General features: G+C 72.2%; 21 protein-coding genes and 1 pseudogene. 17 read left to right on the plus strand and 5 right to left on the minus strand.

All coding sequences use genetic code 11. The features are described 5' to 3' along the window. The first annotated feature begins 87 nt into the window (after positions 1 to 87). The 5 genes from IE317_RS00320 (at position 88) to IE317_RS00340 (ending at position 8222) form a co-directional block, all read left to right on the plus strand. Entirely contained in the window at positions 88 to 525 is a 438-nt protein-coding gene (locus IE317_RS00320; protein ID WP_191305981.1) for a winged helix-turn-helix transcriptional regulator, read from the plus strand. 191 nt (positions 526 to 716) lie between these two features. After that, on the plus strand, positions 717 to 4292 hold the full coding sequence (locus IE317_RS00325; RefSeq protein ID WP_191305982.1) for a discoidin domain-containing protein: 3576 nt from the start codon (positions 717 to 719) through the stop codon (positions 4290 to 4292). 59 nt (positions 4293 to 4351) lie between these two features. After that, positions 4352 to 5140: an SDR family oxidoreductase gene (locus tag IE317_RS00330; RefSeq protein ID WP_191305983.1), complete on the plus strand. Its 789-nt coding sequence runs from the start codon at positions 4352 to 4354 to the stop codon at positions 5138 to 5140. A 72-nt stretch (positions 5141 to 5212) separates the two neighbouring features. Next, positions 5213 to 7516, plus strand: a complete 2304-nt coding sequence (locus IE317_RS00335; protein WP_191305984.1) for a glycosyl hydrolase family 95 catalytic domain-containing protein — start codon at positions 5213 to 5215, stop codon at positions 7514 to 7516. 37 nt (positions 7517 to 7553) lie between these two features. After that, complete coding sequence (locus IE317_RS00340; RefSeq protein ID WP_191305985.1) at positions 7554 to 8222, plus strand: HAD family hydrolase; 669 nt, start codon at positions 7554 to 7556, stop codon at positions 8220 to 8222. 6 nt (positions 8223 to 8228) lie between these two features. Here the strand turns inward: IE317_RS00340 and IE317_RS00345 are convergent, their stop codons facing one another. Continuing rightward, entirely contained in the window at positions 8229 to 8390 is a 162-nt protein-coding gene (locus IE317_RS00345; protein ID WP_191305986.1) for a hypothetical protein, read from the minus strand. Positions 8391 to 8500: 110 nt separating this feature from the next. Here IE317_RS00345 and IE317_RS00350 point away from each other — a divergent pair, with 110 nt between their 5' ends. Beyond that, positions 8501 to 9220 (plus strand): HpcH/HpaI aldolase/citrate lyase family protein, encoded by a 720-nt coding sequence (locus IE317_RS00350; RefSeq protein ID WP_229902388.1) that lies wholly within the window; start codon positions 8501 to 8503, stop codon positions 9218 to 9220. Here the strand turns inward: IE317_RS00350 and IE317_RS00355 are convergent. Further along, a pseudogene (locus IE317_RS00355) lies at positions 9205 to 10379 on the minus strand (CaiB/BaiF CoA transferase family protein). The gene IE317_RS00350 and the pseudogene IE317_RS00355 sit on opposite strands and share 16 nt — an antisense overlap. Positions 10380 to 10506: 127 nt before the next feature. Between IE317_RS00355 and IE317_RS00360 the strand changes: the two are divergent. Next, on the plus strand, positions 10507 to 11430 hold the full coding sequence (locus IE317_RS00360; protein WP_191305987.1) for a LacI family DNA-binding transcriptional regulator: 924 nt from the start codon (positions 10507 to 10509) through the stop codon (positions 11428 to 11430). Here IE317_RS00360 and IE317_RS00365 read toward each other — a convergent pair. Further along, positions 11409 to 12017 (minus strand): HAD family acid phosphatase, encoded by a 609-nt coding sequence (locus IE317_RS00365; protein WP_191305988.1) that lies wholly within the window; start codon positions 12015 to 12017, stop codon positions 11409 to 11411. The two genes, IE317_RS00360 and IE317_RS00365, sit on opposite strands and share 22 nt — an antisense overlap. A gap of 517 nt (positions 12018 to 12534) precedes the next feature. Continuing rightward, complete coding sequence (locus tag IE317_RS00370) at positions 12535 to 13116, minus strand: dihydrofolate reductase family protein (protein WP_191305989.1); 582 nt, start codon at positions 13114 to 13116, stop codon at positions 12535 to 12537. A gap of 101 nt (positions 13117 to 13217) precedes the next feature. On the opposite strand from IE317_RS00370, the gene IE317_RS00375 reads away from it, so the two are divergent. The 6 genes from IE317_RS00375 (at position 13218) to IE317_RS00400 (ending at position 19861) form a co-directional block, all read left to right on the plus strand. Further along, positions 13218 to 14225: a sigma-70 family RNA polymerase sigma factor gene (locus IE317_RS00375; protein WP_191305990.1), complete on the plus strand. Its 1008-nt coding sequence runs from the start codon at positions 13218 to 13220 to the stop codon at positions 14223 to 14225. Between the two features lie 59 nt (positions 14226 to 14284). Beyond that, positions 14285 to 15223 carry a PfkB family carbohydrate kinase gene (locus tag IE317_RS00380; protein ID WP_229902389.1) on the plus strand — a complete coding sequence of 313 codons (939 nt, stop codon included), beginning with the start codon at positions 14285 to 14287 and terminating at the stop codon, positions 15221 to 15223. Then, complete coding sequence (surE, locus tag IE317_RS00385; protein WP_191305991.1) at positions 15211 to 15951, plus strand: 5'/3'-nucleotidase SurE; 741 nt, start codon at positions 15211 to 15213, stop codon at positions 15949 to 15951. Before IE317_RS00380 ends, surE begins: the two co-directional genes overlap by 13 nt. 262 nt (positions 15952 to 16213) lie before the next feature. Then, positions 16214 to 17575: a beta-1,3-glucanase family protein gene (locus tag IE317_RS45360; RefSeq protein ID WP_191305992.1), complete on the plus strand. Its 1362-nt coding sequence runs from the start codon at positions 16214 to 16216 to the stop codon at positions 17573 to 17575. Between the two features lie 82 nt (positions 17576 to 17657). After that, positions 17658 to 18980: a M20/M25/M40 family metallo-hydrolase gene (locus IE317_RS00395; protein ID WP_191305993.1), complete on the plus strand. Its 1323-nt coding sequence runs from the start codon at positions 17658 to 17660 to the stop codon at positions 18978 to 18980. Then, the gene (locus IE317_RS00400) at positions 18980 to 19861 is read left to right on the plus strand and encodes an alpha/beta fold hydrolase (protein WP_191305994.1); all 882 of its coding nucleotides are present in this window, start codon (positions 18980 to 18982) and stop codon (positions 19859 to 19861) included. Before IE317_RS00395 ends, IE317_RS00400 begins: the two co-directional genes overlap by 1 nt. Here the strand turns inward: IE317_RS00400 and IE317_RS00405 are convergent. Continuing rightward, entirely contained in the window at positions 19839 to 20537 is a 699-nt protein-coding gene (locus tag IE317_RS00405; RefSeq protein WP_191305995.1) for a methyltransferase domain-containing protein, read from the minus strand. The two genes, IE317_RS00400 and IE317_RS00405, sit on opposite strands and share 23 nt — an antisense overlap. Positions 20538 to 20565: 28 nt before the next feature. Here IE317_RS00405 and IE317_RS00410 point away from each other — a divergent pair, with 28 nt between their 5' ends. From IE317_RS00410 to IE317_RS00425, 4 genes are read left to right on the plus strand one after another with little or no spacing between them, the layout of a single operon-like run. Continuing rightward, positions 20566 to 20943, plus strand: coding sequence for a MerR family transcriptional regulator (locus tag IE317_RS00410; protein WP_191305996.1), 378 nt, complete (start codon positions 20566 to 20568; stop codon positions 20941 to 20943). A gap of 31 nt (positions 20944 to 20974) precedes the next feature. Next, a complete protein-coding gene (locus tag IE317_RS00415; RefSeq protein ID WP_191305997.1) occupies positions 20975 to 21562 on the plus strand; it encodes an ArsR/SmtB family transcription factor in 588 nt (195 codons plus the stop codon). A gap of 1 nt (position 21563) precedes the next feature. Continuing rightward, on the plus strand, positions 21564 to 22292 hold the full coding sequence (locus IE317_RS00420) for an SRPBCC family protein (protein ID WP_191305998.1): 729 nt from the start codon (positions 21564 to 21566) through the stop codon (positions 22290 to 22292). Positions 22293 to 22323: 31 nt separating this feature from the next. After that, entirely contained in the window at positions 22324 to 22821 is a 498-nt protein-coding gene (locus IE317_RS00425) for a DUF2975 domain-containing protein (protein WP_191305999.1), read from the plus strand. The last annotated feature ends 14 nt before the right edge of the window (positions 22822 to 22835 follow it).

Below are 22835 nucleotides of genomic sequence, written 5' to 3' on the forward strand. Positions count from 1 at the left end.
GGTTGGTTGGAAACCACAACTCACCTGTTCGGCATGTCACATGCGGTTGACGTGCTAGGTTGGATTTTCAATCCCCGTGGAGGTGGCATGGTCCGGCGTGGTCGCGAGTGCTCGGTCGCCGAGGCGCTGGAGGTCGTCGGCGAGCGGTGGAGCCTCCTCGCGCTGCGTGAGATCATGCTGGGGGAGCGGCGGTTCAACCAGATCGCCGAGAACACCGGGGCCAGCCGGGACATCCTGGCCGTCCGGCTGCGCAAGCTCGTCGACGCGGGCGTCCTCGAGAAGGTTCAGTACGAGGCCCACCCGCCGCGCCACGAGTACCACCCGACCGAAGCCGGCCGCGCGCTGCAGCCGATCCTGCTCGGCCTGATGGCCTGGGGTGACAAGTACGTCCACCAGGGCGAACCGCCGACCCTGTGGCGCCACGCCTGCGGCGAGGTCCTCGAGCCGGCCACCGTCTGCGCCCACTGCGGCGACCCGGTCGACGCCCCGGGCACCCGCGCGATCCGGCTCGGCGCCGTGCACTGACCTCACCCCCGAGAAGGCCTCCTCGCCCTGCGCGAGGAGGCCTTTTCCGTGTCCGGCCGTTGACTTGTGGCCGCCGTCACTGTAACTCTTGAACGAATCAGTGCAAGAACCTGACAGATGATCGGCAGATCGCAGCATCTGTCAGGAAGATTTCGGTTCGTCTCCCTCCTCCCCGGATCAGAGGACCCCTCATGAGAACGAAGCGAGTGTTGTCACCCGCGGCTGCCTTCGCCGCCTTGTCCCTGCTCCTCGCCGCGCCCGCCGCTCCGGCGAGCGCGGCCGCGGCGCCCGTCCAGGCCGCCGCTCAAGCCGCCTCCGCCACCTACACCGCCGGCAGCCAGCTCGCCGGGTATCCCGCCGCCAACGTGGGCGACGGCAACCAGGCCACCTACTGGGAAAGCGCGAACAACCAGTTCCCGCAGTGGATTCAGGCCGACCTCGGCGCGCCGACGGACGTCGCGCAGCTCGTGCTCAAGCTGCCGGCGGCGAACTGGGGCGCCCGCACCGAGACCTTCAGCGTCCAGGGCAGCACCGACGGGACCACCTTCACCGACCTGAAGCCCTCAGCCGGGTACGTGTTCGACCCGGCCAAGGCCAACACGGTCACCGTGGACGTCACCGGCAAACCGCGGTTCGTGCGGCTGAACGTCTCGGCCAACACGGGCTGGCCCGCCGCGCAGCTGTCGGAGTTCGAGGTGCACGGCCCCGCCGGCGGCGACACCCAGCCGCCGTCCGCGCCCGGCAACCTCGCCTACACCCAGCCCGCGAGCGGCCAGATCCGGCTGACCTGGTCGGCCTCGACGGACAACACCGGTGTCGCGGGTTACGACGTCTACGCGAACAACCAGCTTCGCGGCAGTGTCGCCGGGAACGTCCTGACCTACACCGACAGCCAGCCCGACGGCGCGACCGTCTCGTACTTCGTCCGGGCGAAGGACGCCGCGGGCAACCAGTCGGCCGACAGCAACTCCGTGACCCGCACCGGCACCCAGGCCGGGACGAACCTCGCCGTGGGCAAGCCGATCACGGCGTCCTCGACGGAGTGGACCTACGTGGCGGCCAACGCCAACGACGACTCCCTGGCCACGTACTGGGAAGGCGGCGGCGGAACGTACCCGAACCTGCTGACCGTCGCCCTCGGCGCGAACGCCGACCTGAACCAGGTGGTCGTCAAGCTCAACCCCGACCCGGCGTGGGGCCCGCGGACGCAGACGATCGCCGTCGAAGGCCGCGAGCAGAGCACGTCCGCCTTCACCACCCTGTCCGCCGCGCAGAACTACAGCTTCAGCCCCGCGACCGGCAACACCGTGACCATCCCGCTCGGCGGCCGCGCCGCCGACGTCCGCCTGCGCGTCACCGCCAACTCCGGCGCGGGCGGCGGGCAGGCCGCGGAGTTCCAGGTCTTCGGCGTCCCCGCGCCCAATCCCGACCTGACGATCTCGGGTGTGTCCTGGTCGCCGCAGAACCCGGTGGAGACCGACGCGATCACCGCGTCGGCGACCGTCCGCAACGCCGGGACGGCGGCTTCCGGCGCGACGAACGTCACCCTCTACCTGGGGACGACCAAGGTCGGCACCGCGAACGTCGGCGCGCTCGCCGCCGGGGCGTCGACGACCGTGTCGGCGAACATCGGCACCCGGGACGCGGGCAGCTACCAGCTGACGGCCAAGGTCGACGAGGCCAACGCCGTCCTCGAGCAGAACGAGGCCAACAACTCCTACACAAGCGCGTCGGCGCTCGTCGTCAGCCCGGTGCAGAGCTCCGACCTCGTCGCCGCGACGGCGTGGTCGCCCGGCAACCCGTCCGCGGGCAACACCGTCACCTTCACCACGACCCTGCGCAACCAGGGGACCGTGGCCAGCGCGGGCGGCACCCACGGCGTCACGGTGACGATCACCGACCAGAACGGCACCGTCGTCAAGACGCTCACCGGCAGCTACACCGGAGCCCTCGCGGCGGGCGCGACCGCGGCGCCGGTGACCGTCGGCACCTGGACCGCCGCGAACGGCCGGTACACGGTCAAGACGATCGTGGCGAACGACGCCAACGAGCTGCCCGTCAAGCAGGACAACAACACCAGCACACAGTCACTCTTCGCCGGCCGCGGCGCGAACATGCCCTACGACATGTACGAAGCCGAGGACGGCGTGCTCGCCGGCGGGGCGGCCGTGGTCGGCCCCAACCGCACGATCGGCGACCTCGCGGGCGAGGCGTCGGGCCGCAGGGCCGTGACGCTGAACTCGACCGGCTCGTCGGTGGAGTTCACCACCCGCGCCTCGACGAACACCCTGGTCACGCGGTTCTCCATCCCGGACTCCGCGGGCGGCGGCGGGATCAACTCGACGCTGAACGTCTACGTCGACGGCACGTTCCTCAAGGCGATCGACCTGACCTCGCACTACGCGTGGCTCTACGGCGCCGAAACCGGCCCGGGCAACTCCCCGGGCGCCGGGCCGCGCCACATCTACGACGAGGCGAGCACCCTGCTCGGCACGACCGTGCCCGCCGGGCACCGGATCAAGCTGCAGAAGGACGCGGCGAACACGACGAACTACGCGATCGACTTCGTCAACTTCGAGCAGGCGACCGCGGTCGCGAACCCGGACCCGGCGCACTTCGCCGTGCCCACCGGGTTCACCCAGCAGGACGTGCAGACCGCCCTCGACAAGGTCCGGCAGGACAGCACCCTCACCGGCGTCTACCTGCCGGCCGGGACCTACTCCCTGTCGAGCAAGCTGAACGTCTACGGCAAGGCCGTCACCGTCACCGGCGCCGGGCCGTGGTTCACGAAGTTCTCCGCGCCCGCCGGGCAGGAGAACACCGACATCGGCATCGACGTCCAGGCGAGTGCGAACGGCTCGACGTTCAGCGGGTTCGCCGTGTTCGGCAACTACACCTCCCGCATCGACGGCCCCGGCAAGGTGTTCAACCTGACGAACGTCGCGAACCTGACGATCGACAACATCTGGGTGGAGCACCAGGTGGTCATGGTCTGGGGCACCAACGTGGACAACACCACGATCAAGAACTCCCGGATCCGCGACACCTTCGCCGACGGCGTCAACCTGACGAACGGGAGCACCGGCAACCACGTCACCGACATCGAAGCCCGGTCCACCGGTGACGACAGCTTCGCGCTGTTCGCCGCCACGGACCTCAACCCGGGCAACCAGTACGACAACGTGTTCGAGAACCTGACCGCGCTCACCCCCTGGCGCGCGGCCGGGCTGGCGGTGTACGGCGGGTACAACAACACCTTCCGGAACCTCTACATCGCGGACACGCTGACGTACTCGGCGATCACGATCAGCTCGCTCGACTTCGGCTACCCGTTCCTCGGGTTCGGGCCGCAGCCGACGACGGTCCAGAACGCCTCCCTGGTCCGGGACGGCGGCCACTTCTGGGGCCAGCAGACGTTCCCGGCGCTCTGGCTGTTCTCCGCGTCCAAGGAGTTCCGCGGCATCCGGGTGTCCGATGTGGACATCCAGAGCCCGACCTACAGCGGCATTATGTTCCAGACCAAGTACAACGGCGGGCCGGAGCACCCGGTCGAGGACACCGTGCTGACGAACGTGTCGATCACCGGCGCCCACCGCAGCGGGGACGCCTTCGACGCGAAGTCCGGAATCGGCATCTGGGCCAACGAGCTGCCGGAACCGGGCCAGGGCCCGGCCGTCGGCTCGGCGACCTTCACCGGGCTCACGCTGGCCGACAACGCCGAGGACATCCGCAACCGCACCACCACCTTCACCATCAACCGCAACTGAGGCTGGCCGCTCGGGCCCGCCGGGGAAGCCGTTCCCCGGCGGGCCCGAGCCGTGCCAGGATGGCGCCGGAGGTGGTCGACGTGCGGATCCTGGTCACCGGCGGCACCGGGCAGCTCGGCTCGGCGGTGGTGGCGCGGCTGCGGGCAGCGGATGCGGAGGTCCGGGTGCTGAGCCGCCGGGCCACCCCGGACGTCGTCCGCGGCGACCTGCGGACCGGGCGGGGCATCGACACTGCCGTCGCCGGGGTGGACGCGGTCGTCCACTGCGCCACCGACTACTTCGGCCGGGAAGCGCAGCTCGCGCGCACGCTGATCGAGGCGGCGCGGTGGGCGGGCGGCCCGCACCTGGTGTACGTCTCGATCGTCGGCGTCGACCGCGTCCCACTGGGCTATTACCGGGCGAAGCGCGAGACCGAGGAGCTGTTCGCCGGCTCGGGCCTGCCGTACACGATCCAGCGGGCGACCCAGTTCCACGGCCTGGTCCGCGCGCTGCTGACGGGTGCGTCCCGGCTGCCCGTGGTGCCGGTACCACGGATCTCGTTCCAGCCCGTCGACGTCCGGGACGTCGCCCGCCGCCTCGCCGAACACGCACTGGACGACCCGGCCGGGCGGGCACCCGACTTCGGCGGCCCGGAGATCCTCACCGCGACCGAGCTGGCCCAAGCCGTCGGCGAGGCGACCGGGCGGCACCGGCGGATCGTGCCGCTGAAGGTGCCGGGGGAGACGTTCCGGGCCTACGCCGACGGCGGGCACCTGACCCCGGCGCACCGCGAAGGCGAGATCACGTTCCGCGAGTACCTGGCCGGGCGAGTCGATCACGAGGAGCGGGACCATTCCGGCGATTCTTGACCGCCGGACCGGATAGGTCATATGTTTGGTGGGCTTCGCGGCCGTTTTCCGCCCTCGCCGAACGGATGACCCATGCCGGAACTGCCTCTCCCGCCGTCGCGGCGGTCCTTCCTCAAACTCGGTGGCGCGGTCGGCGCCGGCGTGGCGCTGGGCGGCCTCCGTCCCTTTGCTGCCAACGCCGAAGTCGTCCGCCCGGCCGGCGAGGATCTCGTCCCCGAGTCCCGGGCCACCACGCTGTGGTACCCGTCGGCCGCGAACGAGGGCAAGATCATCGAACAGGGCCTGCCGATCGGCAATGGTCGGATCGGTGCCCTCGTCGGCGGTGACCCGGCGGCCGACTTCCTCTACCTCGCCGACGCGTCGCTGTGGACCGGCGGCGCCAACGACGTCCTCCAGGACGACGGCCAGTTCCCCTACGAGACGGAGAAGTTCGGCACGCTCGGCCTGCTCGCCAAGCTGCGGATCGCGGTCCCGGCGCACACGGGTGTCACGGACTACCGGCGCACGCTCGACCTGAGCAACGGCCTGGTCGTGCTCACCTACCGGCACCAGGGAGTCCAGTACCGCCGCGAGTACTTCGCCAGTCACCCGGACGACGTCGTGGTGGTCCGGCTCAGCGGTGGACCCGTCACCGGCTCGGTGACGCTGGAACCGACCCGCGGCGAGCCGGCCGCCGGCGCGGGGGCGTTCACCGGCACCTTCGCCAACGGCCTGAAGTACGCCTGCACGGTGACCACGACCGGCTTCAGCGGCTCTGACGTCGTCATCGTGGTCAGCGGCGGCACGAACTACGTGCCCGACGCCGCCCGGAAGTTCCTCGACGCGTCCCTCGACCCCCTGGCCCTGGCGAAGCGGAAAGCGGCCGCGGCGCTGGCCGCCGGTGCGCGCGCCCTGCGGGCGACCCACGTCGCCGACTACCGGCGGCTCTACGACCGGATGAGCGTGGACCTCGGCCAGTCGCCGCCGGACAAGCGAGCCCTGGACACGTGGGCGCGACTGGTCGCCCGCCACGACGAGCCCGGCGTGCCCGACCCGGAGCTGGAGGCGAGCTACCTGCAGTTCGGGCGCTACCTGACGATCACCGGCTCGCGCGACGGCCTGCCGATGGGGCTGCAGGGCCTGTGGCAGAACACCAACACGCCGGACTGGATGAGCGACTACCACACCGACATCAACCTGCAGATGAACTACTGGCTGGCCGACCGCGCGGCGCTGCCCGAGAGCTTCACTGCCCTGGCCGATTACTGCCTCGCGCAGCTTCCGGTGTGGACCGACAGCACGAACAGGCTGTTCAACGACCCGAGGAACCGCTTCCGCAACACGAGCGGGAAGGTCGCCGGCTGGGCGGTCGCGTTCTCCACCAACATCTACGGCGGCTCCGGCTGGTGGTGGCACCCCGGCGGCAACGCCTGGCTGTGCAACTCCCTGTGGGACCACTACGCCCACACCCAGGACAAGGCGTACCTCGCGCGGATCTACCCGCTGCTCCAGGGCGCGGCCGAGTTCTGGGACGCGCGGCTGCTCCCGATGACCGTCGACGGCCGCGAGGTGCTCGTCGACGACCACGACTGGTCACCCGAGCACGGCCCGCAGGACGCCCGCGGGATCACCTACGCCCAGGAGATCGTCTGGGACCTGTTCGAGCACTACCGCGAGGCCGTCGCGGTCCTGGGCCGGGACCGCGCGTACGGCGACCGGATCGCCGGGCTGCAGAAGAAGCTGTACCTGCCGAAGGTGAGCCCGTCGACCGGCTGGCTCGAGGAGTGGATGTCGCCGGACAACCTCGGCGAGACCACCCACCGGCACCTGTCGCCGCTGATCGGCTTCTTCCCGGGCGACCGCATCGCGGCCGACACGGCCCCGCGCGAGCTGCTCGACGGCGTCCGGGCGCTGCTGATCGCGCGCGGGATGGACAGCTACGGCTGGGCGACCGCCTGGCGGTCGGCGTGCTGGGCGCGGCTCAAGGACGCCGACCGCGCGTACCGGCTCCTGCTCACCGTGCTGCGGCCGTCGGTGGACAACGGCAACGGCACCGCGCCCAACTTCTTCGACATGTACAGCCAGGGCAGCTACACGATCTTCCAGATCGACGCGAACCTCGGGGCGCCGGCCGCGATGCTCGAAATGCTCGTCCACTCGCGGCCCGGGGTACTGGAACTGCTGCCCGCGCTGCCCTCGGCGTGGGCCGCGTCGGGCCGGGTGACCGGGATCGGCGCCCGGGGCGGGTTCGAGGTCGACCTCGCCTGGCGCGAGGGGAAGGTCACCCGGGCGGTGATCCGCAGCGTCGGCGGCACCCGGCTCGAGGTGCGCGCCGGCACGTGGCGGCGGACGATCACCCTGCGGCCCGGGGCGTCGGTCACGGTCCGGCCGGGCTGAGCCGCGGCGCCCTGGCCGACGCGAGGAAGGGGACGGAATGATCCGCTGGGCGACGTTCGACTGCTTCGGCACGCTGGTGGACTGGCGCCACGGCATCGCCACCGGGCTCGAGCTGCTGTTCCCGGGCCGCGGCGCGGAGCTGCTGGAGGTCTACTACGGAATCGAGCCGCAGGTGCAGGCCGAGCTGCCGGTGCGGCGGTACCGGGAGGTGCTCGCCGAGTCCGTGCGCCGGACCGCGGCCGAGGCCGGGCTGGAGCTGGTGCCGGACGACGCGTCCGTGCTCGGGACCGGGCTGCCGTACTGGCCGGTGTTCCCGGACACCCGGCCGGCGCTGGCCGCGCTGCGGGAAGCGGGCTGGCGGCTCGCGCTGCTGACCAACTGCGACCGCGACCTCATCGGGGAGACCCAGCGGCGGCTCGCGGTGCCGATCGACGCGATCGTGACCGCGGAGGACGTCGGCGAGTACAAGCCGGGGCACGGCCCCTTCCGGCGGTTCGCGGCCTCCTTCGACGCCACGGCCGGGAACTGGGTGCACGTCGCTCAGAGCCACTTCCACGACATGGTGCCCGCCCGGGCGCTGGGCATCCCGCGCGTGTGGGTAAACCGGCACGCCGACCCGGCGGACCCGGCGGTGGCGGACGCGGTCCTGCCCGGCCTGGACGGCCTGACCGAGACGGTCGAGCGGGTGCACGCCGGGGCCGGCTGACCGCCGTCACGGGTGGCGCACCTCGACCCGGCGGTGCGGGAACAACGCGGCCCGCAGCGCCTTCCACGGGTGCGAAGCCGGCCGCTCCCGCACCACCGGCACCGGCCGGGGGCCGGCCCGGTACGCCATCTCCACCTGCACCCAGTCGTGGATCCAGTCGCCTCGCATGGGGCGCTCCTTTCGTCGTGGAGCCCACGTTCGTCCTGAGGGGCCGGCGGCCGCATCGGGTGATCACGCAGTCCGGCGCCGGCGGACCCCTTACCCGCTATCGTGGCCGGGTGGCCGCGACGGCTTACCTGTTCGTGCCCGGCGACCGGCCCGATCGCTTCGGCAAGGCGGTCGCCTGCGGTGCCGACGTCGTGATCCTGGACCTCGAGGACGCGGTCGGTGCCGGGGCCAAGGATCAGGCGCGCGCCGCGGTGAGGGAATGGCTCGGCCGGGGGCGCGCGATGGTCCGGATCAACGCGCCCGGCACCCCGTGGTTCGACACGGACGCCGCGATGGTGGCCGCGCTGGGCGTGCCGGTGATGGTGCCGAAGGCGGAGACGCCGGAGGTGCTCGCCGGGTTCGGTGAGGTGGTCGCTCTCGTCGAGACCGCGCGTGAGGTGGAACGCGCCGCCGAGCTGGCCGCGGTGCCCTCGGTGCGGCGGCTGGCGTTCGGGAGCGTGGACCTGGCGGCCGAGCTCGGAGTGGCGCCGGAGGACCGGGAGCCGTTCGCCTACGCGCGTTCGCGGCTGGTGATCGCCTCGGCGGCGGCCGGGCTGGCCCCGCCGGTGGACGGCGTCACCGCGGAGTCGTGCAGGTACGGAAGTCGTTCTCGGCCTGATCGAGATCGATCCGGTGTACCAGAGCCGCGGCGTCGGCGGGCACGTCGTCCGCGGGCTGGTCGCCGAAGCGGTGTCATGCGGCCAGGACGTCGTGCTCGAAGTCCTCGACGTCAACACGCGCGCCAAGGTCTCACCGACACCGAGATCGCCCTCCGCTACACCTCACCCTGACGGCGCAGCGTCTCCGCGTCGAAGCCGAACTCCGCCAGCACCGCGTCGGTGTGCTCGCCCAGGGCCGGGACCGCGTCCATCCGTGGCGCGCGGCCGAGGACGGTGATCGGCGGCAGCGTGGCCCTGACCGGCCCGGCCGGCGTCGCGACCTCCGCGAACCGGTCGCGGGCGGTGAGCTGGGGGTGGGCCAGGACCTCCGGCAGGTCGCGACGGCGGGCGTGCGCGATGCGGCCCGCCGTCAGCCGGGCCTCCAGTTCGGTGCCCGTGAGCTTCGCGAAGATCCGCTCGATCTCGCCTTCGAGCGCCCCGCGGTTCGCCACGCGCGCACTGCCCGTGGCGAACCGGGGGTCGGTGATCCAGTCCGGGCGGGCGACCGCGTGCTCGCAGAACGCCGCCCGCTCGCGGTCGTTCTGCACCGCCAGCACCACTTCGGTCCCGTCGCCCGCGCGGAACGTGCCGTAGGGGGCGATCGCGGCGTGGCTGGTGCCCGTCCGCGGTGGCGGTGTCCGCCGTACCCGGCGTAGTACAACGGGAAGCCCATCCATTCGACCAGCGAATCGAACAGGCTGACCTCGAGTTCGGTGCCCTGCCCGGTGCGCTCGCGGTCGTACAGCGCGGACAGGATGCCGGAGAACGCGTACATCCCGGCACCGATGTCCGCGGCCGGGATGCCGCTCTTGGCCGGCTCCGCCGCGGACCCGGTGACCGACACCAGCCCGGCTTCGGACTGGATGAGCAGGTCGTAGGCCTTCGCGTCGCGATACGGCCCGGTCGAGCCGTAGCCCGACACCGAGCACGTGATCAGCCGCGGCCGCGTCGCGCGCAGGGTGGCCGCGCCCAGCCCGAGCCGGTCCGCGACGCCGGGGGCGAAGTTCTGCACGAACACGTCGGCGCGGTCCAGCAGCGCGGCCATGACGCCGGCCGCCGCGTCGGTCTTGAGGTCGAGCGTGACGCTCTCCTTCGACCGGTTCAGCCAGACGAAGTGACTGGAGAGACCGTGCACGGTCTCGTCGTAGGCGCGGGCGAAGTCGCCGCTTCCCGGCCGCTCGATCTTGAGCACCCGGGCCCCGAGGTCGGCCAGGTGCCGGGTGGCCAGCGGCGCCGCGACCGCCTGTTCGCACGACACGACGGTGACGCCGTCGAGGGGCAAGGAGCGCATGGCGGCATCCTGCCAGCCGGTACGGCCGGGCCGGATCCGCGGGAGTTTCGGGCAAATCCGTTGACGCGTTCCGAAGCGGGCTTGCACTCTGAATCGATCAGCTGACCCCGGCGAGCGAGGTACCCCGATGGGCAGGGTCCGGCAGACCGACATCGCGCGCGTGGCCGGGGTTTCGCAGGCCACGGTGTCGGTCGTGCTGGGTGGCAACCGCACCGGGGTCCGGCTGGCGGAGTCGACGCGGCTGCGCGTGCTGAAGGCCGCGGAGCAGCTCGGTTACGCCGACCCGCTGGAGAAACGGCCGTCGCGCACCGGCCTCTTCGGGATCCGCGCCGCCACCCCGGCGTTCGAAGCGCACCCGGCGATCCTGGCCGGCATCGAGGCCGAGGCCGCCGCGCTCGGCAAGGACCTGATCGTGTTCACCACGGCCGGCCGCACCCGGCTCGCCGACGGCTGCCTGTTCCTCGGTGGGCCCGTCCCCGCCGAGCTGCTCGCCACCGGGTTCCCGATCGTCCACATCGGACTCCGCCCGGAGCTCGGCGACCGCGTGGCCTGTGTGGACGCGGATTACGCTTCGGCGTCGGCCGAAGTGGCCGCGCGCCTCCGCCAGGCGGGGCACCGGCGGATCCGCTACCTGCGCGAGTCCGGCGACACGCCGGCGGCGCGGGAGCGCGAGCGTGGGCTCGGCGGTGCTCCCGGCTCGGTGGTGCGCACCGACGGCACCGGCCTCGCGACGGCGATCCGCGGCTGGCTCGCCGAAGGCGTGACCGCGCTGGTGGCCGACGAGGCGGTGTGCGTCCCGGCGCAGCGGGCCCTGCGTGCGGCGGCGGTGTCGGTTCCCGGCGATCTCTCCCTGGCGGTTCTCGGCCGCCCGCCGTCCGCTCCGGAGGTCAGCGGGTTCGAGGTGCCACGGCACGCGCTCGGGCGCGAGGCGGTGCGCCTGCTGGCGACCGTCGTCGCGACGGGGGCAGGTGAGCACCGGCTGCTCACCTGCCCGCCGGTGGTCGGGTCGACGATCGCGCCGGTGAACCGTCAGGACAGCGCGCCGTCGTAGTCGGGCAGCTTGAAGGTCCGCTCGGCGTGCCCGCCGTCGAGGTCGGTCACGTTGTTGCCGATGTTCGCGACGATGGTGTACCCGGCCTGCTCGATGGCGGCCCGGGCCTTGGTCTTGTTGGTCTGGACCGGATCGAAGTTGAACAGGGGACGCAACGAGAGCCCGTCGTTCGGGTAGCCGACCGCCTTCAGGTTCCCTTCGGTCGGCCACCGGATCACTTCGGTGCGGTCGCTGACGAAGAAGACCGCGGCGCCCTTGGCCTTGGCCAGCTGGGCGAGCGCCAGGACCGGCTGGACCGCGGGCGTGGTGAACCCGCCGTGGTAGTAGGTCTCCAGGCTGGTGTTGTCGATGTCGAGCACGATCGCGTTCGGTCCGCCCGGGCGGGCGAGCCGCTGGGTGAGGTAGTCGGCGGCCGGCGTGGTGACCGCGGTGACGTCGGCGATCCAGGTGGCGTAGGACGGCGCGGCGGCCGCCACCGCGGCCGGTGTGACGACGGGGCGGGCATCGGCGGTGCCGGCGCTCCCGAGCAGCACGAGGACGGCGGAGGCGGTGCCGGCCGCCGCGAGGCGGGCTTTCGAGGGTGACATGGCTGACAGTCCACCAGCCGGCGGGAAGGGAACGTACCGGCAAGTAGCCGAATTTATTTCATGTTCGACGGCGACCCGCGATCAGCGTCCGGACGGATCGTTCGCCCGTGCGTTCGCCGCTCGGGGGCGCCGGTGCGGACCGGGGGAGGTCTCGGTGCCGACGGCGGGAGCCGACCGGTACGCCGGCTGGAGGAACAAGCCACCGTACCGGTTGTCCTCGGGCGCGGTGAGCGTTCCGGGCCGGGGTTCCTCGACGACCGGGTGACTGAACAGTGCAGTGTCCACTGTGGAAGTGATGATGGGGTCCTTTCACGGCCGCCACCGGTGATGGGTGGCTCGGCCCAGTGCCCCGGCCGGGCGGTGTCCGCGGTGAGCGACGAGACAACAGATCGGCTGGACGGGGATCGAGGACGGCGCAGGATCGACCACTTGCGCTCGAAAGCCCTCGGATACCACTCAGCGTACACCACGGACGGTGCCGGGGCCGGACGTCGGCTCGCCCGGCCCCGCGTCACAGCTACCGCCGGCCGAGTTCGTACGTCAGCAGGGCCAGGGAGTTCCCGACGCCGCGCGTGCCGATCAGCCGCGCCGGCTTCACCCCGCTCGTCGCCGGGAAGAGCCGTTCGCCCGCGCCGACCACGAACGGGTACGTCATCAGCCGCAGCTCGTCGGCGAGGTCGTGCTCGATCAGCGTGTGGACGAGCCGGCTGCTGCCGTACACGACGATTTCGCCGCTCACCTCCTCCTTCAGCTTCGCGACCTCCTTGACGACATCGCCGGCTAGGACCGTCGGCTCGCCCCAGCCGCCGCCTTCGACGGCGGAGGAGGAGACGACGTACTTGGGCAGGCTCCGCAACCGGTCGGCCCACTCGCCGGTGCGGGTGGCCCACCCCCGCCCGAGGAAGTACGCGTGCGTCCGGCGGCCCATGAGCAGCGCCGCGGCGCCCAGTGCCTCTTCGTGTTCGACCTGCGCCCACGCGGCGCGGTCCGCATCGCCGATCCAGGTGAACCAGCTGCCACGGCCCGACCCCTCGTCGCCGGTCGGGTCCTGGACGACTCCGTCGAGGGTTACGTTCTCGCTGATGATGAGTTTTCCCATGCCGGGACCGACGCCGGGGCACCCGGAAAGGGGGCGGCGCCCCCTTTGTGCCGCCGATGGCGTCCGTACCGGGTGGAATCGCGACGGGGGAGAGGCGGCGGATGGGGAACGAACTGATCGCCAAGGCGCGGGCGGGGGACGGCGAAGCGTTCCGGGCGCTGACCGAGCCGCACCGCCGCGAGCTGCAGGTGCACTGCTATCGGATGCTCGGGTCGTTCCAGGACGCCGAGGACGCCCTGCAGGACACGCTGCTGTCCGCGTGGCGTGGCCTCGGCGGGTTCGACGGCCGGGCGTCGATCCGCACCTGGCTCTACCGGATCGCCACCAACCGGTGCCTCAGTGCGCTGCGCTCGGCGGCCCGGCGCCCGGCCAAGGCGTGGGACATCCCCGGCGTCGAACCGCCCGAGCCGACGCGGCTCGGTGAAGTCGTCTGGCTCGAGCCCTTTCCCGACGCGCTCCTCGACGGGGCCTTCGCCGCGCCGCTGGGCCCGGAGGCGCGGTACGAGCAGAGCGAATCCGTGTCGCTGGCGTTCGTGACCGCGCTGCAGGTGCTGCCGCCCCGCCAGCTGGCCGTGCTCGTGCTGCGCGACGTCCTGGGCTTCCCGGCGGCCGACGTCGCCGCGATGCTGGACACGACGGTCGACGCGGTCAAGAGCGCCCTCAAGCGGGCCCGTTCGGCGCTGCGGCACCGCCCACCCGGCGAACCGGCGCCTCGGCCCGGTTCCCCCGCCGAGCACGCGGTCGTGGCGGACTTCGTGCGGGCTTGGGAGAGCGCCGACATCGACGCGCTGGTGGCGCTGCTGACCGACGACGTGTTCGTGTCGATGCCGCCGCTGCCGCTGGAATACGAGGGCCGGGACGTGGTGGCCCGGCTGTGCGCCGGGCTGTTCGGCGCCGGCCGCCGCTTCGACCTGGTTCCGACGCGCGCCAACGGCCAGCCGGCGTTCGGCGCCTACCTGCGCGGCCCGTCGGGCACCAGCCACGGAACGGGCCTGTACGTCCTCACGGTGGCCGGTCACCGGATCTCGGCCATGACGCGGTTCGAGAACGGTGTGCTCCCGGCGTTCGGCCTGCCGCGGTCACTGCCGGAACGAACCCGGCCGTCGTGATCGGCCGGAGGGGAGCGGGCCTCGAGCATGAAACCGGACAAAACGGGTATGAAGACGGCATGGCTGAAGGTCGAGTGGCGGTGTTCGCGCCGTCCCCCCAGTTGACCGTGACCGTCGAAGAGATCGACGGGGTACCCGATATCCACCTCCACGCCGGCGGGCAGGGTGTGTGGCAGTCGAGGATGATCGAATCCCTCGGGGCCACGCCGGTGCTGTGCTGTGCGCTGGGCGGCGAGACCGGCCGGGTGCTCGAGCACCTGATCGGGGTGGAGGTGGAAGCTCGGGCGGTGGCCGCGCGCAACGGCGGTTACGTGCACGACCGCCGCGCCGGGCGGCGCGACGAGGTGGTGCGGATGCCGGCGGACGCGTTGTCGCGCCACGAACTGGACGACTTGTACGAGCTGACCTTGGTCACGGCGCTGCGCGCGGACGTCGCCGTCCTCAGTGGACCGGCGGGGGAGGACGTGCCGGTGCCGCACACGGTGTACGAGCGGCTGGCCCGCGACCTCGGTGCCCACGGTGTTCCGGTGGTCGTCGACCTGTCGGGGGAGCGGCTGGCCCACGCGCTGACCGGCGGAGCGGAGGTGGTGAAGGTCAGCCACGAGGAGCTGGTGTCCGACGGGCTCGCCGAGTCCGATGCGGTGGCCGACCTGGCGGCGGCGTGCCGGGAGGTGGCGGCGAAGTCCGGGGCCCGGGCCGTCGTCGTGTCGCGTGCCGACGCGGACACCCTGGCCTTGCTCGAAGGCGAGCTGGTGCTGGTCGAATCACCCGGGCTGACGCCGGTGGACCCGCGCGGCGGCGGTGACTCGATGACCGCCGGGCTGGCGGTGGGCCTGGCGCAGGGGCAGTCACTGGAGGACGCGCTCAAGCTCGGCGCGGCCGCGGGCGCGGTCAACGTGACGCGGCACGGGCTCGGCTCGGGCAGCGGCGGTGCGGTGCGCGAACTCGCCGGCCGGGTGCGGGTGAAATCGGGGGAGGAGGCCGGATGCGGGCGCTGATCACCAACGACGACGGCATCGGCTCGCCGGGGCTGGCGGCGCTGGCGCGCGGCGCGGTCGCGCACGGCTGGACCGTCGTGGTCGCCGCACCGGCCGAGGAGGCCAGCGGTACCAGCGCCGGGTTGTCGGCGGTCGGCGACGACGGCCGCGTGGTGGTGCAGCGACGGCAGCTGCCCGGCTTGGCGGACGTGCCGGCGTACGCGGTCGCGGCCCACCCCGGGCTGATCGCGCTGGCCGCGGCCCAGGGTTCGTTCGGCGAGGCCCCGGACGTGGTGCTGTCGGGGGTCAACCACGGCGCGAACGTCGGCCGCGCGGTCCTGCACTCGGGCACGGTCGGCGCGGCGCTGACCGCGTCGATCAACGGCGCCCGGGCGATGGCGGTGTCGCTCGACGTGGGCCTGGAGCCGGATTCGCCGCCGCACTGGGAGACCGCGGTGGCGGTCGCGGCGAAGCTGTTCGACCGGCTCGCAGCGCTGCCCGCCGGTGCCGTGCTGAACCTCAACGTGCCGGACCGGGCCGAGGCCGGCGTCCCGCGGCGGGCGGGGCTGGCCGAGTTCGGAGCGGTGCGCAGCCGCGTCCGGGACGAGGGCGACGGCGCGTTTTCCCTCGCCGCCGTGGTCGTCGAAGGCGAGCTTCCGGCGGACAGCGACGCCCGCCTGCTGGCCGAGGGGCACCCGACGGTGACCGCGCTGCGCTCGGTGACCGAGGACACCGGCATTGACCTTTGACCAAAGTGTATAACGCCCTATTCGGGCCGGCTTGGTTGATTCCACCTCAACCGGTCTTCTCGCTGGTGACTGCACTACGCCGAGGAACGGGTGAACACCCCTGCCTTGTCAACCCTTGACAAGGCAGGGGCGGTGGTATGAACCTTTTCACCGATCGTTCCCGCCGGCCCGCGAGGGCATCCGCCCGGCGCTCAGGGACGAGCCGGACCACGCCGCAGCCCGACTGCGGTGGGTCCGTCCGTTTCCCGGCCAGGGAGGAACCATGCTCACCCACGCCCGGCAGCGGCGCAGCCGCCGCGGACCCGGTACCCGCTTGGCGACCTTGGCGGCGGCCCTCGCGGTCGCCGCGCTCGGCTTCGCCGTCCCGTCGGCGCAGGCCGCCGACGCGCTGATCTCGCAAGGGAAAACCGCCACCGCGTCGTCGGTGGAGAACGCCGGCACCCCCGCGGCCGCCGCGGTGGACGGGAACACCGGCACCCGGTGGTCGTCGCAGTTCAGCGATCCACAGTGGATCCAGATCGACCTCGGCGGCCCGGCGACGGTCAGCCAGGTCGTGCTGCGCTGGGAGGCCGCTTACGCCACCGCCTACCAGATCCAGGTGTCCGACACCGGGTCCGGCTGGTCCACTGTGTACCAGACGACGACGGGGACCGGCGGCACGCAGACGCTGAACGTGGCCGGTTCCGGGCGGTACGTGCGGTTGTCCACGACCGCGCGGGCCACGCCCTACGGCGTTTCGCTGTGGGAGTTCCAGGTCTTCGGCACCGGCGGCGGGACCACGCAGCCCGGCGCGGGCACGCCGCCCGACTCGTTCTGGGGCGACACGAGCACCATCCCGGCCGCGCGGAACGTGCTGACGGTCAAGGTGCTCAACCGGACGAACGGCAAGTACCCGGACAGCCAGGTGTACTGGAGCTTCGGCGGCCAGACCCACTCGATCGCCGAACAGCCCTACCTCGACATGCCGGCCAACTCGGCCGGGCGGATGTACTTCTCCCTGGGGACGCCGAACGGCCAGTACGCCGACTTCATCGAGTTCACCGTCGGTCCGGACGTGTTCAACGGCAACACCACCCGGGTGGACGCCTTCGCGCTGAAGCTGGCCATGCGCCTGCACGCGCACGACGGCTACGACGTGCAGGTCGGCGACGCCTACGAGCTGTTCCAGGAGGACCGCTCGGCCACGTTCGCCCGGTTCCAGAGCGAGGTGCCGACCGAGTTCAAGGGCCTGGCGACGGTGAACGCGCCGTACCGGATCCCGGCTCCGGGCAGCGCTCCGGACTTCCGCACCGGTGGCAAGTACGCGAACTACTTCACCTCCTACGCCCAGTCGGTGGGGGTCAACGAGCCGACGTCGAACATCACCGGCTGCGCCGGATCGCTGGCCGGCAACCCCGACATATGCGCGGCGCTGAACCGGCACACGGCCCACCTGCCGCAGTCGCAGTGGCAGGACCCCGCGCGGTACTACCAGGCGGCACCGGCGAACTACTACGCGAAGTTCTGGCACGACCACGGCATCAACCACCTCGCGTACGGCTTCCCGTACGACGACGTGGCGGGCCAGTCCTCGTTCGTCTCGCACGGGGACCCGCAGTGGCTGGTGGTCGCCGTGGGCTGGTGACCGGGCGGACCGCGGCGGCTCCGGTCGGTCCCAGCAGGCGCACGGCCAGCACACCCGGCCATCCGGGTGATAGGAATGGCCGGTGACCGAACCGAACCTGATCGAAGCCGCCGCGGACGAGGCCGTCACGCTGACCAGCGAGCTCATCCGCATCGACACGACCAACACCGGCGATCCCGACACGCTGGTCGGCGAGCGGGCGGCGGCGGAGTACGTCGCGGAGAAGCTGACCGACGCCGGGTACGAGATCACCTACGTCGAGTCGGGCGGGAAGAACCGGCACAACGTGATCGTCCGGCTCGAAGGAGCCGACCGGTCCCGGGGCGCCCTGCTCATCCACGGTCACCTCGACGCCGTGCCCGCCGACGCCTCCGAGTGGTCGGTCCACCCCTTCTCCGGCGCGATCCAGGACGACTACGTCTGGGGGCGCGGCGCGGTCGACATGAAGGACATGTGCGCGATGGCGCTCGCGCTGGCCCGGCACTACAAGCTGAACGGCGTCGTGCCGCCGCGTGACCTGGTGTTCGCGTTCCTGGCCGACGAGGAGGCCGGCGGCAAGTACGGCGCCCAGTGGCTGGTCGAGAACCGGCCGGAGCTGTTCGAGGGCGTCACCGAGGCGATCAGCGAGGTCGGCGGCTTCTCGATCACGCTCAAGGACGACGTCCGCGCCTACCTGATCGAGACGGCGGAGAAGGGCATCCGCTGGATGAAGCTACGGGTGCGCGGCACCGCCGGGCACGGCTCGATGATCCACCGCGACAACGCGGTCACGAAGCTGTCCGAGGCCGTGGCGAAGCTCGGCAACCACCGGTTCCCGCTCGTGCTGACCGACTCGGTGAAGGAGTTCCTCGCCGGCGTCACCGAGATCACCGGCTGGGACTTCCCCGAGGACGACCTCGAAGGCTCGGTCGCCAAGTTGGGCAACATCTCCCGGATGATCGGCGCGACCCTGCGCGACACGGCCAACCCGACCATGCTCACCGCCGGGTACAAGTCGAACGTCATCCCGTCGGTCGCCGAGGCCGCGGTCGACTGCCGGATCCTGCCGGGCCGGCTGGAGGCCTTCGACCGCGAGCTCGACGAGCTGCTCGGCCCGGACATCGAGAAGGAGTGGATGGAGCTCCCGCCGGTCGAGACCACGTTCGACGGCGCGCTCGTGGACGCGATGACCGCCGCGGTCCTGGCCGAGGACCCGGGCGCGAAGACGCTGCCGTACATGCTCTCCGGCGGCACCGACGCGAAGTCGTTCCAGGAGCTGGGCATCCGCAACTTCGGCTTCGCGCCGCTGAAGCTGCCCGCGGACCTCGACTTCTCGGCGCTCTTCCACGGCGTCGACGAGCGGGTCCCGGTCGAGGCGCTGAAGTTCGGCACCCGCGTACTCGACCGGTTCCTGCGCACCAGCTGATGACCGGGTTCGCGCTCGCCGACGGCACGCCCCTGCAGGTGATCCGCAGGGGCGACCCGGCCGCGCCGGTGACCGTGGTATTCGTCCACGGCTACGCGCTCGACCAGCGCAGCTGGGGCCGCATCGCGCCGCTGGTGCCCGACGCCGCCGACGGGCCGGTGGCCGTGCTGACCTACGACCAGCGCGGTCACGGCGGATCCGGACGGGCGCGACGCGGCACGGCGACCATGGCCCGGCTCGGCGACGACCTCGCCGAGCTCCTCGAACGCGAGGTGCCCGAGGGCCGGGTGGTGCTGGTGGGCCACGACATGGGCGGCCTGGCGATCATGTCGCTGTCGCAGCGGCATCCGGACCTGTTCGCCGCGCGCGTGTCGGGACTGGTGCTGCTGGCGACGTCGTCGGGCACCCTGGCCGCCGAGGTGTCGGCGACCTGGCCGAACGCACTCGGGAAACTGGCGCGCGACCTCGAGACGGTGCTCGGCTCGAAGCTGTTCGGCGTGGTGCGCGAGCACACCAGCCGGGCGGTCAGCGCGGGCCTGCGCTGGTGGCTGTTCGGCGACGACCCGGATCCGGACCTGGTCGAACTGACCGTGAAGATGATCCGCGGCAACTGGCCCCACACGGTGGCCCTGTTCCGCCCGGCCATGGACGCCTACGCCCGTGACGCGGCGTTGACGCAGGTCGGCGACCTGCCGGTGACGGCGATCGTGGGGGAGCGGGACCGGATCGTCCGCGCGTCCGATGTGGAGCAGTGGGTCCGCGGCCTCGGCAACGGCACGGCGGTGGTGCTGCCCGGGGTGGGGCACGTCGTCCCGCTGGAGGCCGCGGCCCAGGTGCTGCCGCGGGTGGTCGCGCTGGTCAACGCGAGCCTGCGGCGTTAGTGCCCGCGGCGACGAACATCGGCACCGCCACGAACAGCCGGTCGTCGCGGGCGCGGGCCTCCTGCTCCTCCAGCCAGGCGCCGTCGCCGCCGAGGTTGGCCAAGACCGGCAGCGCCGTCGCGTCCGTCCACACCACGGTGTGGACCTCCACGGTGACCTCCGTGAACCCGTGGTCCAGCAAGAGGTTGCGGTACCTCCGCGCAATCCTCGGGTGGGGCATGCCGTCCGCGCGCGCGTGGACGATCGTCCGGGTGCGCGCGGGATCGTCGGAGTCGATCACGATGGTGTCCCAGTCCTGGCCGGTGAGCACCGCGCGGCCGCCCGGAGCCAGGACGCGGCGGGCTTCGGCGACCGCGAGCGCGGGATCGGGCAGGACGTGCAGGACCTTGTCCGCGCGGTAGCCGGTGACCGAGCCGTCGTCGAGGGGCAGGGCGGTCGCGTCGGCGACGTGGAATTCCCCGCCGGGCCAGCGGGCCGCCGCCACCGAGATCATGGCCGGGTCGGCGTCGACGCCGATGGCCCGGACCCCGCCTGCGGCCAGCTCGCCGACGGCCCGCCCGCCGCCGCAGCCGACGTCGACCACGACGTCACCGAGTCCTTCGTAAGTACGTTCCCGCAGGCGGACGGCTTGCGGGCGGTCGTCGAGGGCGTCGAGGAGGCTCAGCAACGTGGACATGCCGCCCATCCTGCGACTTAATGCCGACATGAAGTCAATCGGCGAAGTGGCGGCCCGGTTCGGGTTGCCGGCCCACGTGCTGCGGTACTGGGAAGCGGAAGGGCTGCTGGCCCCGGCCCGGGCGGGGACCCGGCGGCGCTACACCGACGCGGACCTGCGCCGGGTGGCCGCCATCCTGGTCGCCAAGGAAGCCGGGTTCGAGCTCGCGGACATCCGCACGATGCTGACCGCCCGGTCCGCGGCCGGCCGGGCGGAGATGGCGGCCCGGCAGCGGGAGCGGCTGCGGGCCCGGATCGCCCGGGCGCAGGCCGCGCTCGAGCTGCTGGACGGCGATTGCCCGCACGAGGACCTCATGACGTGCCCGCACTTCCAAAGCCTCCTGGACCGACAGCTCGAGCGTTCTTGACAACTTCTCTGTTCGGCTGGATGCTGGGCCCATGTTTCCCGTGGCGGTGATCGAAGACGCGGCGGCGGCCGAGGTGTCGCTGGACCCCGTCCGGGCCCGGCTGCTGGCCGAACTGGCCGAGCCGGCCTCGGCGACGATGCTGGCCGCGCGGGTCGGCCTGCCCCGGCAGAAGGTGAACTACCACCTGCGGGCCCTGGAGAGCCACGGCCTGGTGGAGCTGGTCGAGGAACGCCGCAAGGGCAACGTCACCGAGCGGATGATGCGGGCGACGGCGGCGTCGTACGTCATCTCGCCGACGGCGCTGGCCGCGGTCCAGCCCGACCCGGCCCGCTCGCCGGACCGGCTCTCGGCGCGCTGGCTGCTCGCCGTCGCCGGACGGCTCGTGCGGGACGTCGGCCTGCTGATCACCGGCGCGGCCAAGGCCAAGCAGCGCCTGGCGACCTTCGCGCTCGACGGCGAGGTGCGGTTCGCCTCCGCCGCCGACCGGGCCGCGTTCGCCGAAGAGCTCACGGCCGCCGTCACCACGCTGGTCGGGAAGTACCACGACGAGACGGCCGAGAAGGGCCGCTCGTACCGGGTGGTCGTCGCCGTGCACCCGAGCGTCCCGGAGGAGTCCTGAAGTGGGGTACGAGTTCGAACTGACCGACGTCGCCGACGTCGGGGCGACGCCGGAGCAGGTCTGGGAAGCCATCGCGACCGGGCCGGGCATCGATTCGTGGTTCATGGGCCGCAACGAGGTCGAAGGCGGCACCGGCGGGACGATCCGCGGCGCCTTCGGCGGGTACCGGCCCGAATTCCGGATCCGCGAGTGGGACCCGGCGGAGAAGCTCGCCTACGGCAGCGACCCGGCACCGGACGGACGGCGGATCGCCTACGAGTTCCTCATCGAGGGCCGCGAAGGTGGCAGTACGGTGATCAGGTGCGTCACCAGCGGCTTCCTCCCCGGCGACGACTGGGAGGACGAGTTCGAGGCGATGACCGCGGGCGGCGAGCTGTTCTTCCGCACCCTGGTCGAGTACGTGACGAACTTCGCGGGCCGGACGGCGACGCCGGTGACCGCGTTCGGCCCGCCGGTGGGGGACTGGGACGAGGCCTGGACCCGGCTCGGTGCGGCACTGGGCCTGCCGGCACGCCCGGCCGAAGGCGACCGGGTCCGGATCGGCCAAGAGGGCGTGGTCTACGCGGTGAACGACCAGACGGTGGGCGTGCGGACGGCGGACGCGATGTTCCGGTTCGTGCGCGGCATCCAGGGTGTGATGGTGGCCTGCCACCACTTGTTCACCCCCGGGGCCGACACGGACGTCGAGGAAAAGGCCTGGGGTGACTGGCTGAACCGCGTTTTCGGTTGACAGTCGAGCGGAATACATCGATTCTCGATACATGCCTCGCTTTCTCGCGGGCCCCCTCCAGGCGTTCGTGGCCTTCGCGTTCCTCGCCGGCCTGTACGCGCAGATCGTGGTGATCCCGACGACCGCGGCCGACCAGGTCGAGCTCTTCCCGCCGTACGCGCCGTTCCGGGTTCCGCTCGTGACGGCGGCGATCGCGTTCGTCGCCTGCGGGCAGGCCGCCCTGCTCGGGCTGGGCATGCTGCTGCGGCGCGCGAGCCGCGGCTCCGTCTTCGAGCCGTCCACGCTGACCTGGGCGAACGTCGTCGTGGGTGCCGCGGCCGTGGCGACCGCGCTCGCCGCGGCGGTGTTCGGCTACGTCACGCTGTCGGACATCCCGTCACCGGCCGACGGCATGGACGTGATCGGCCTGTGGCTCGGCACGGCCGCCGCGGCCGGCGTGGGCACGGCCGTGGTCCTGCTGGTCCTCGCCGGGCGGCACCTGCTGGTGAAGGCCATCGGCCTGCGCACCGAACTCGACGCCGTCGTCTGACTGCCGCGAGAAGG

Origin of the sequence: Amycolatopsis bullii (assembly GCF_014654205.1) — a bacterium.
Lineage (GTDB): Bacteria > Actinomycetota > Actinomycetes > Mycobacteriales > Pseudonocardiaceae > Amycolatopsis > Amycolatopsis plumensis.

Coding starts and splice junctions, on each gene's coding strand:
- IE317_RS00320 (WP_191305981.1), top strand. CDS start 88: ATGGTCCGGCGTGGTCGCGAGTGCTCGGTCGCCGAGGCGCTGGAGGTC.
- IE317_RS00325 (WP_191305982.1), top strand. CDS start 717: ATGAGAACGAAGCGAGTGTTGTCACCCGCGGCTGCCTTCGCCGCCTTG.
- IE317_RS00330 (WP_191305983.1), top strand. CDS start 4,352: ATGGCGCCGGAGGTGGTCGACGTGCGGATCCTGGTCACCGGCGGCACC.
- IE317_RS00335 (WP_191305984.1), top strand. CDS start 5,213: ATGCCGGAACTGCCTCTCCCGCCGTCGCGGCGGTCCTTCCTCAAACTC.
- IE317_RS00340 (WP_191305985.1), top strand. CDS start 7,554: ATGATCCGCTGGGCGACGTTCGACTGCTTCGGCACGCTGGTGGACTGG.
- IE317_RS00345 (WP_191305986.1), bottom strand. CDS start 8,390: ATGCGAGGCGACTGGATCCACGACTGGGTGCAGGTGGAGATGGCGTAC.
- IE317_RS00360 (WP_191305987.1), top strand. CDS start 10,507: ATGGGCAGGGTCCGGCAGACCGACATCGCGCGCGTGGCCGGGGTTTCG.
- IE317_RS00365 (WP_191305988.1), bottom strand. CDS start 12,017: ATGTCACCCTCGAAAGCCCGCCTCGCGGCGGCCGGCACCGCCTCCGCC.
- IE317_RS00370 (WP_191305989.1), bottom strand. CDS start 13,116: ATGGGAAAACTCATCATCAGCGAGAACGTAACCCTCGACGGAGTCGTC.
- IE317_RS00375 (WP_191305990.1), top strand. CDS start 13,218: ATGGGGAACGAACTGATCGCCAAGGCGCGGGCGGGGGACGGCGAAGCG.
- IE317_RS00380 (WP_229902389.1), top strand. CDS start 14,285: ATGGCTGAAGGTCGAGTGGCGGTGTTCGCGCCGTCCCCCCAGTTGACC.
- surE (WP_191305991.1), top strand. CDS start 15,211: ATGCGGGCGCTGATCACCAACGACGACGGCATCGGCTCGCCGGGGCTG.
- IE317_RS45360 (WP_191305992.1), top strand. CDS start 16,214: ATGCTCACCCACGCCCGGCAGCGGCGCAGCCGCCGCGGACCCGGTACC.
- IE317_RS00400 (WP_191305994.1), top strand. CDS start 18,980: ATGACCGGGTTCGCGCTCGCCGACGGCACGCCCCTGCAGGTGATCCGC.
- IE317_RS00405 (WP_191305995.1), bottom strand. CDS start 20,537: ATGTCCACGTTGCTGAGCCTCCTCGACGCCCTCGACGACCGCCCGCAA.
- IE317_RS00410 (WP_191305996.1), top strand. CDS start 20,566: ATGAAGTCAATCGGCGAAGTGGCGGCCCGGTTCGGGTTGCCGGCCCAC.
- IE317_RS00415 (WP_191305997.1), top strand. CDS start 20,975: ATGTTTCCCGTGGCGGTGATCGAAGACGCGGCGGCGGCCGAGGTGTCG.
- IE317_RS00425 (WP_191305999.1), top strand. CDS start 22,324: ATGCCTCGCTTTCTCGCGGGCCCCCTCCAGGCGTTCGTGGCCTTCGCG.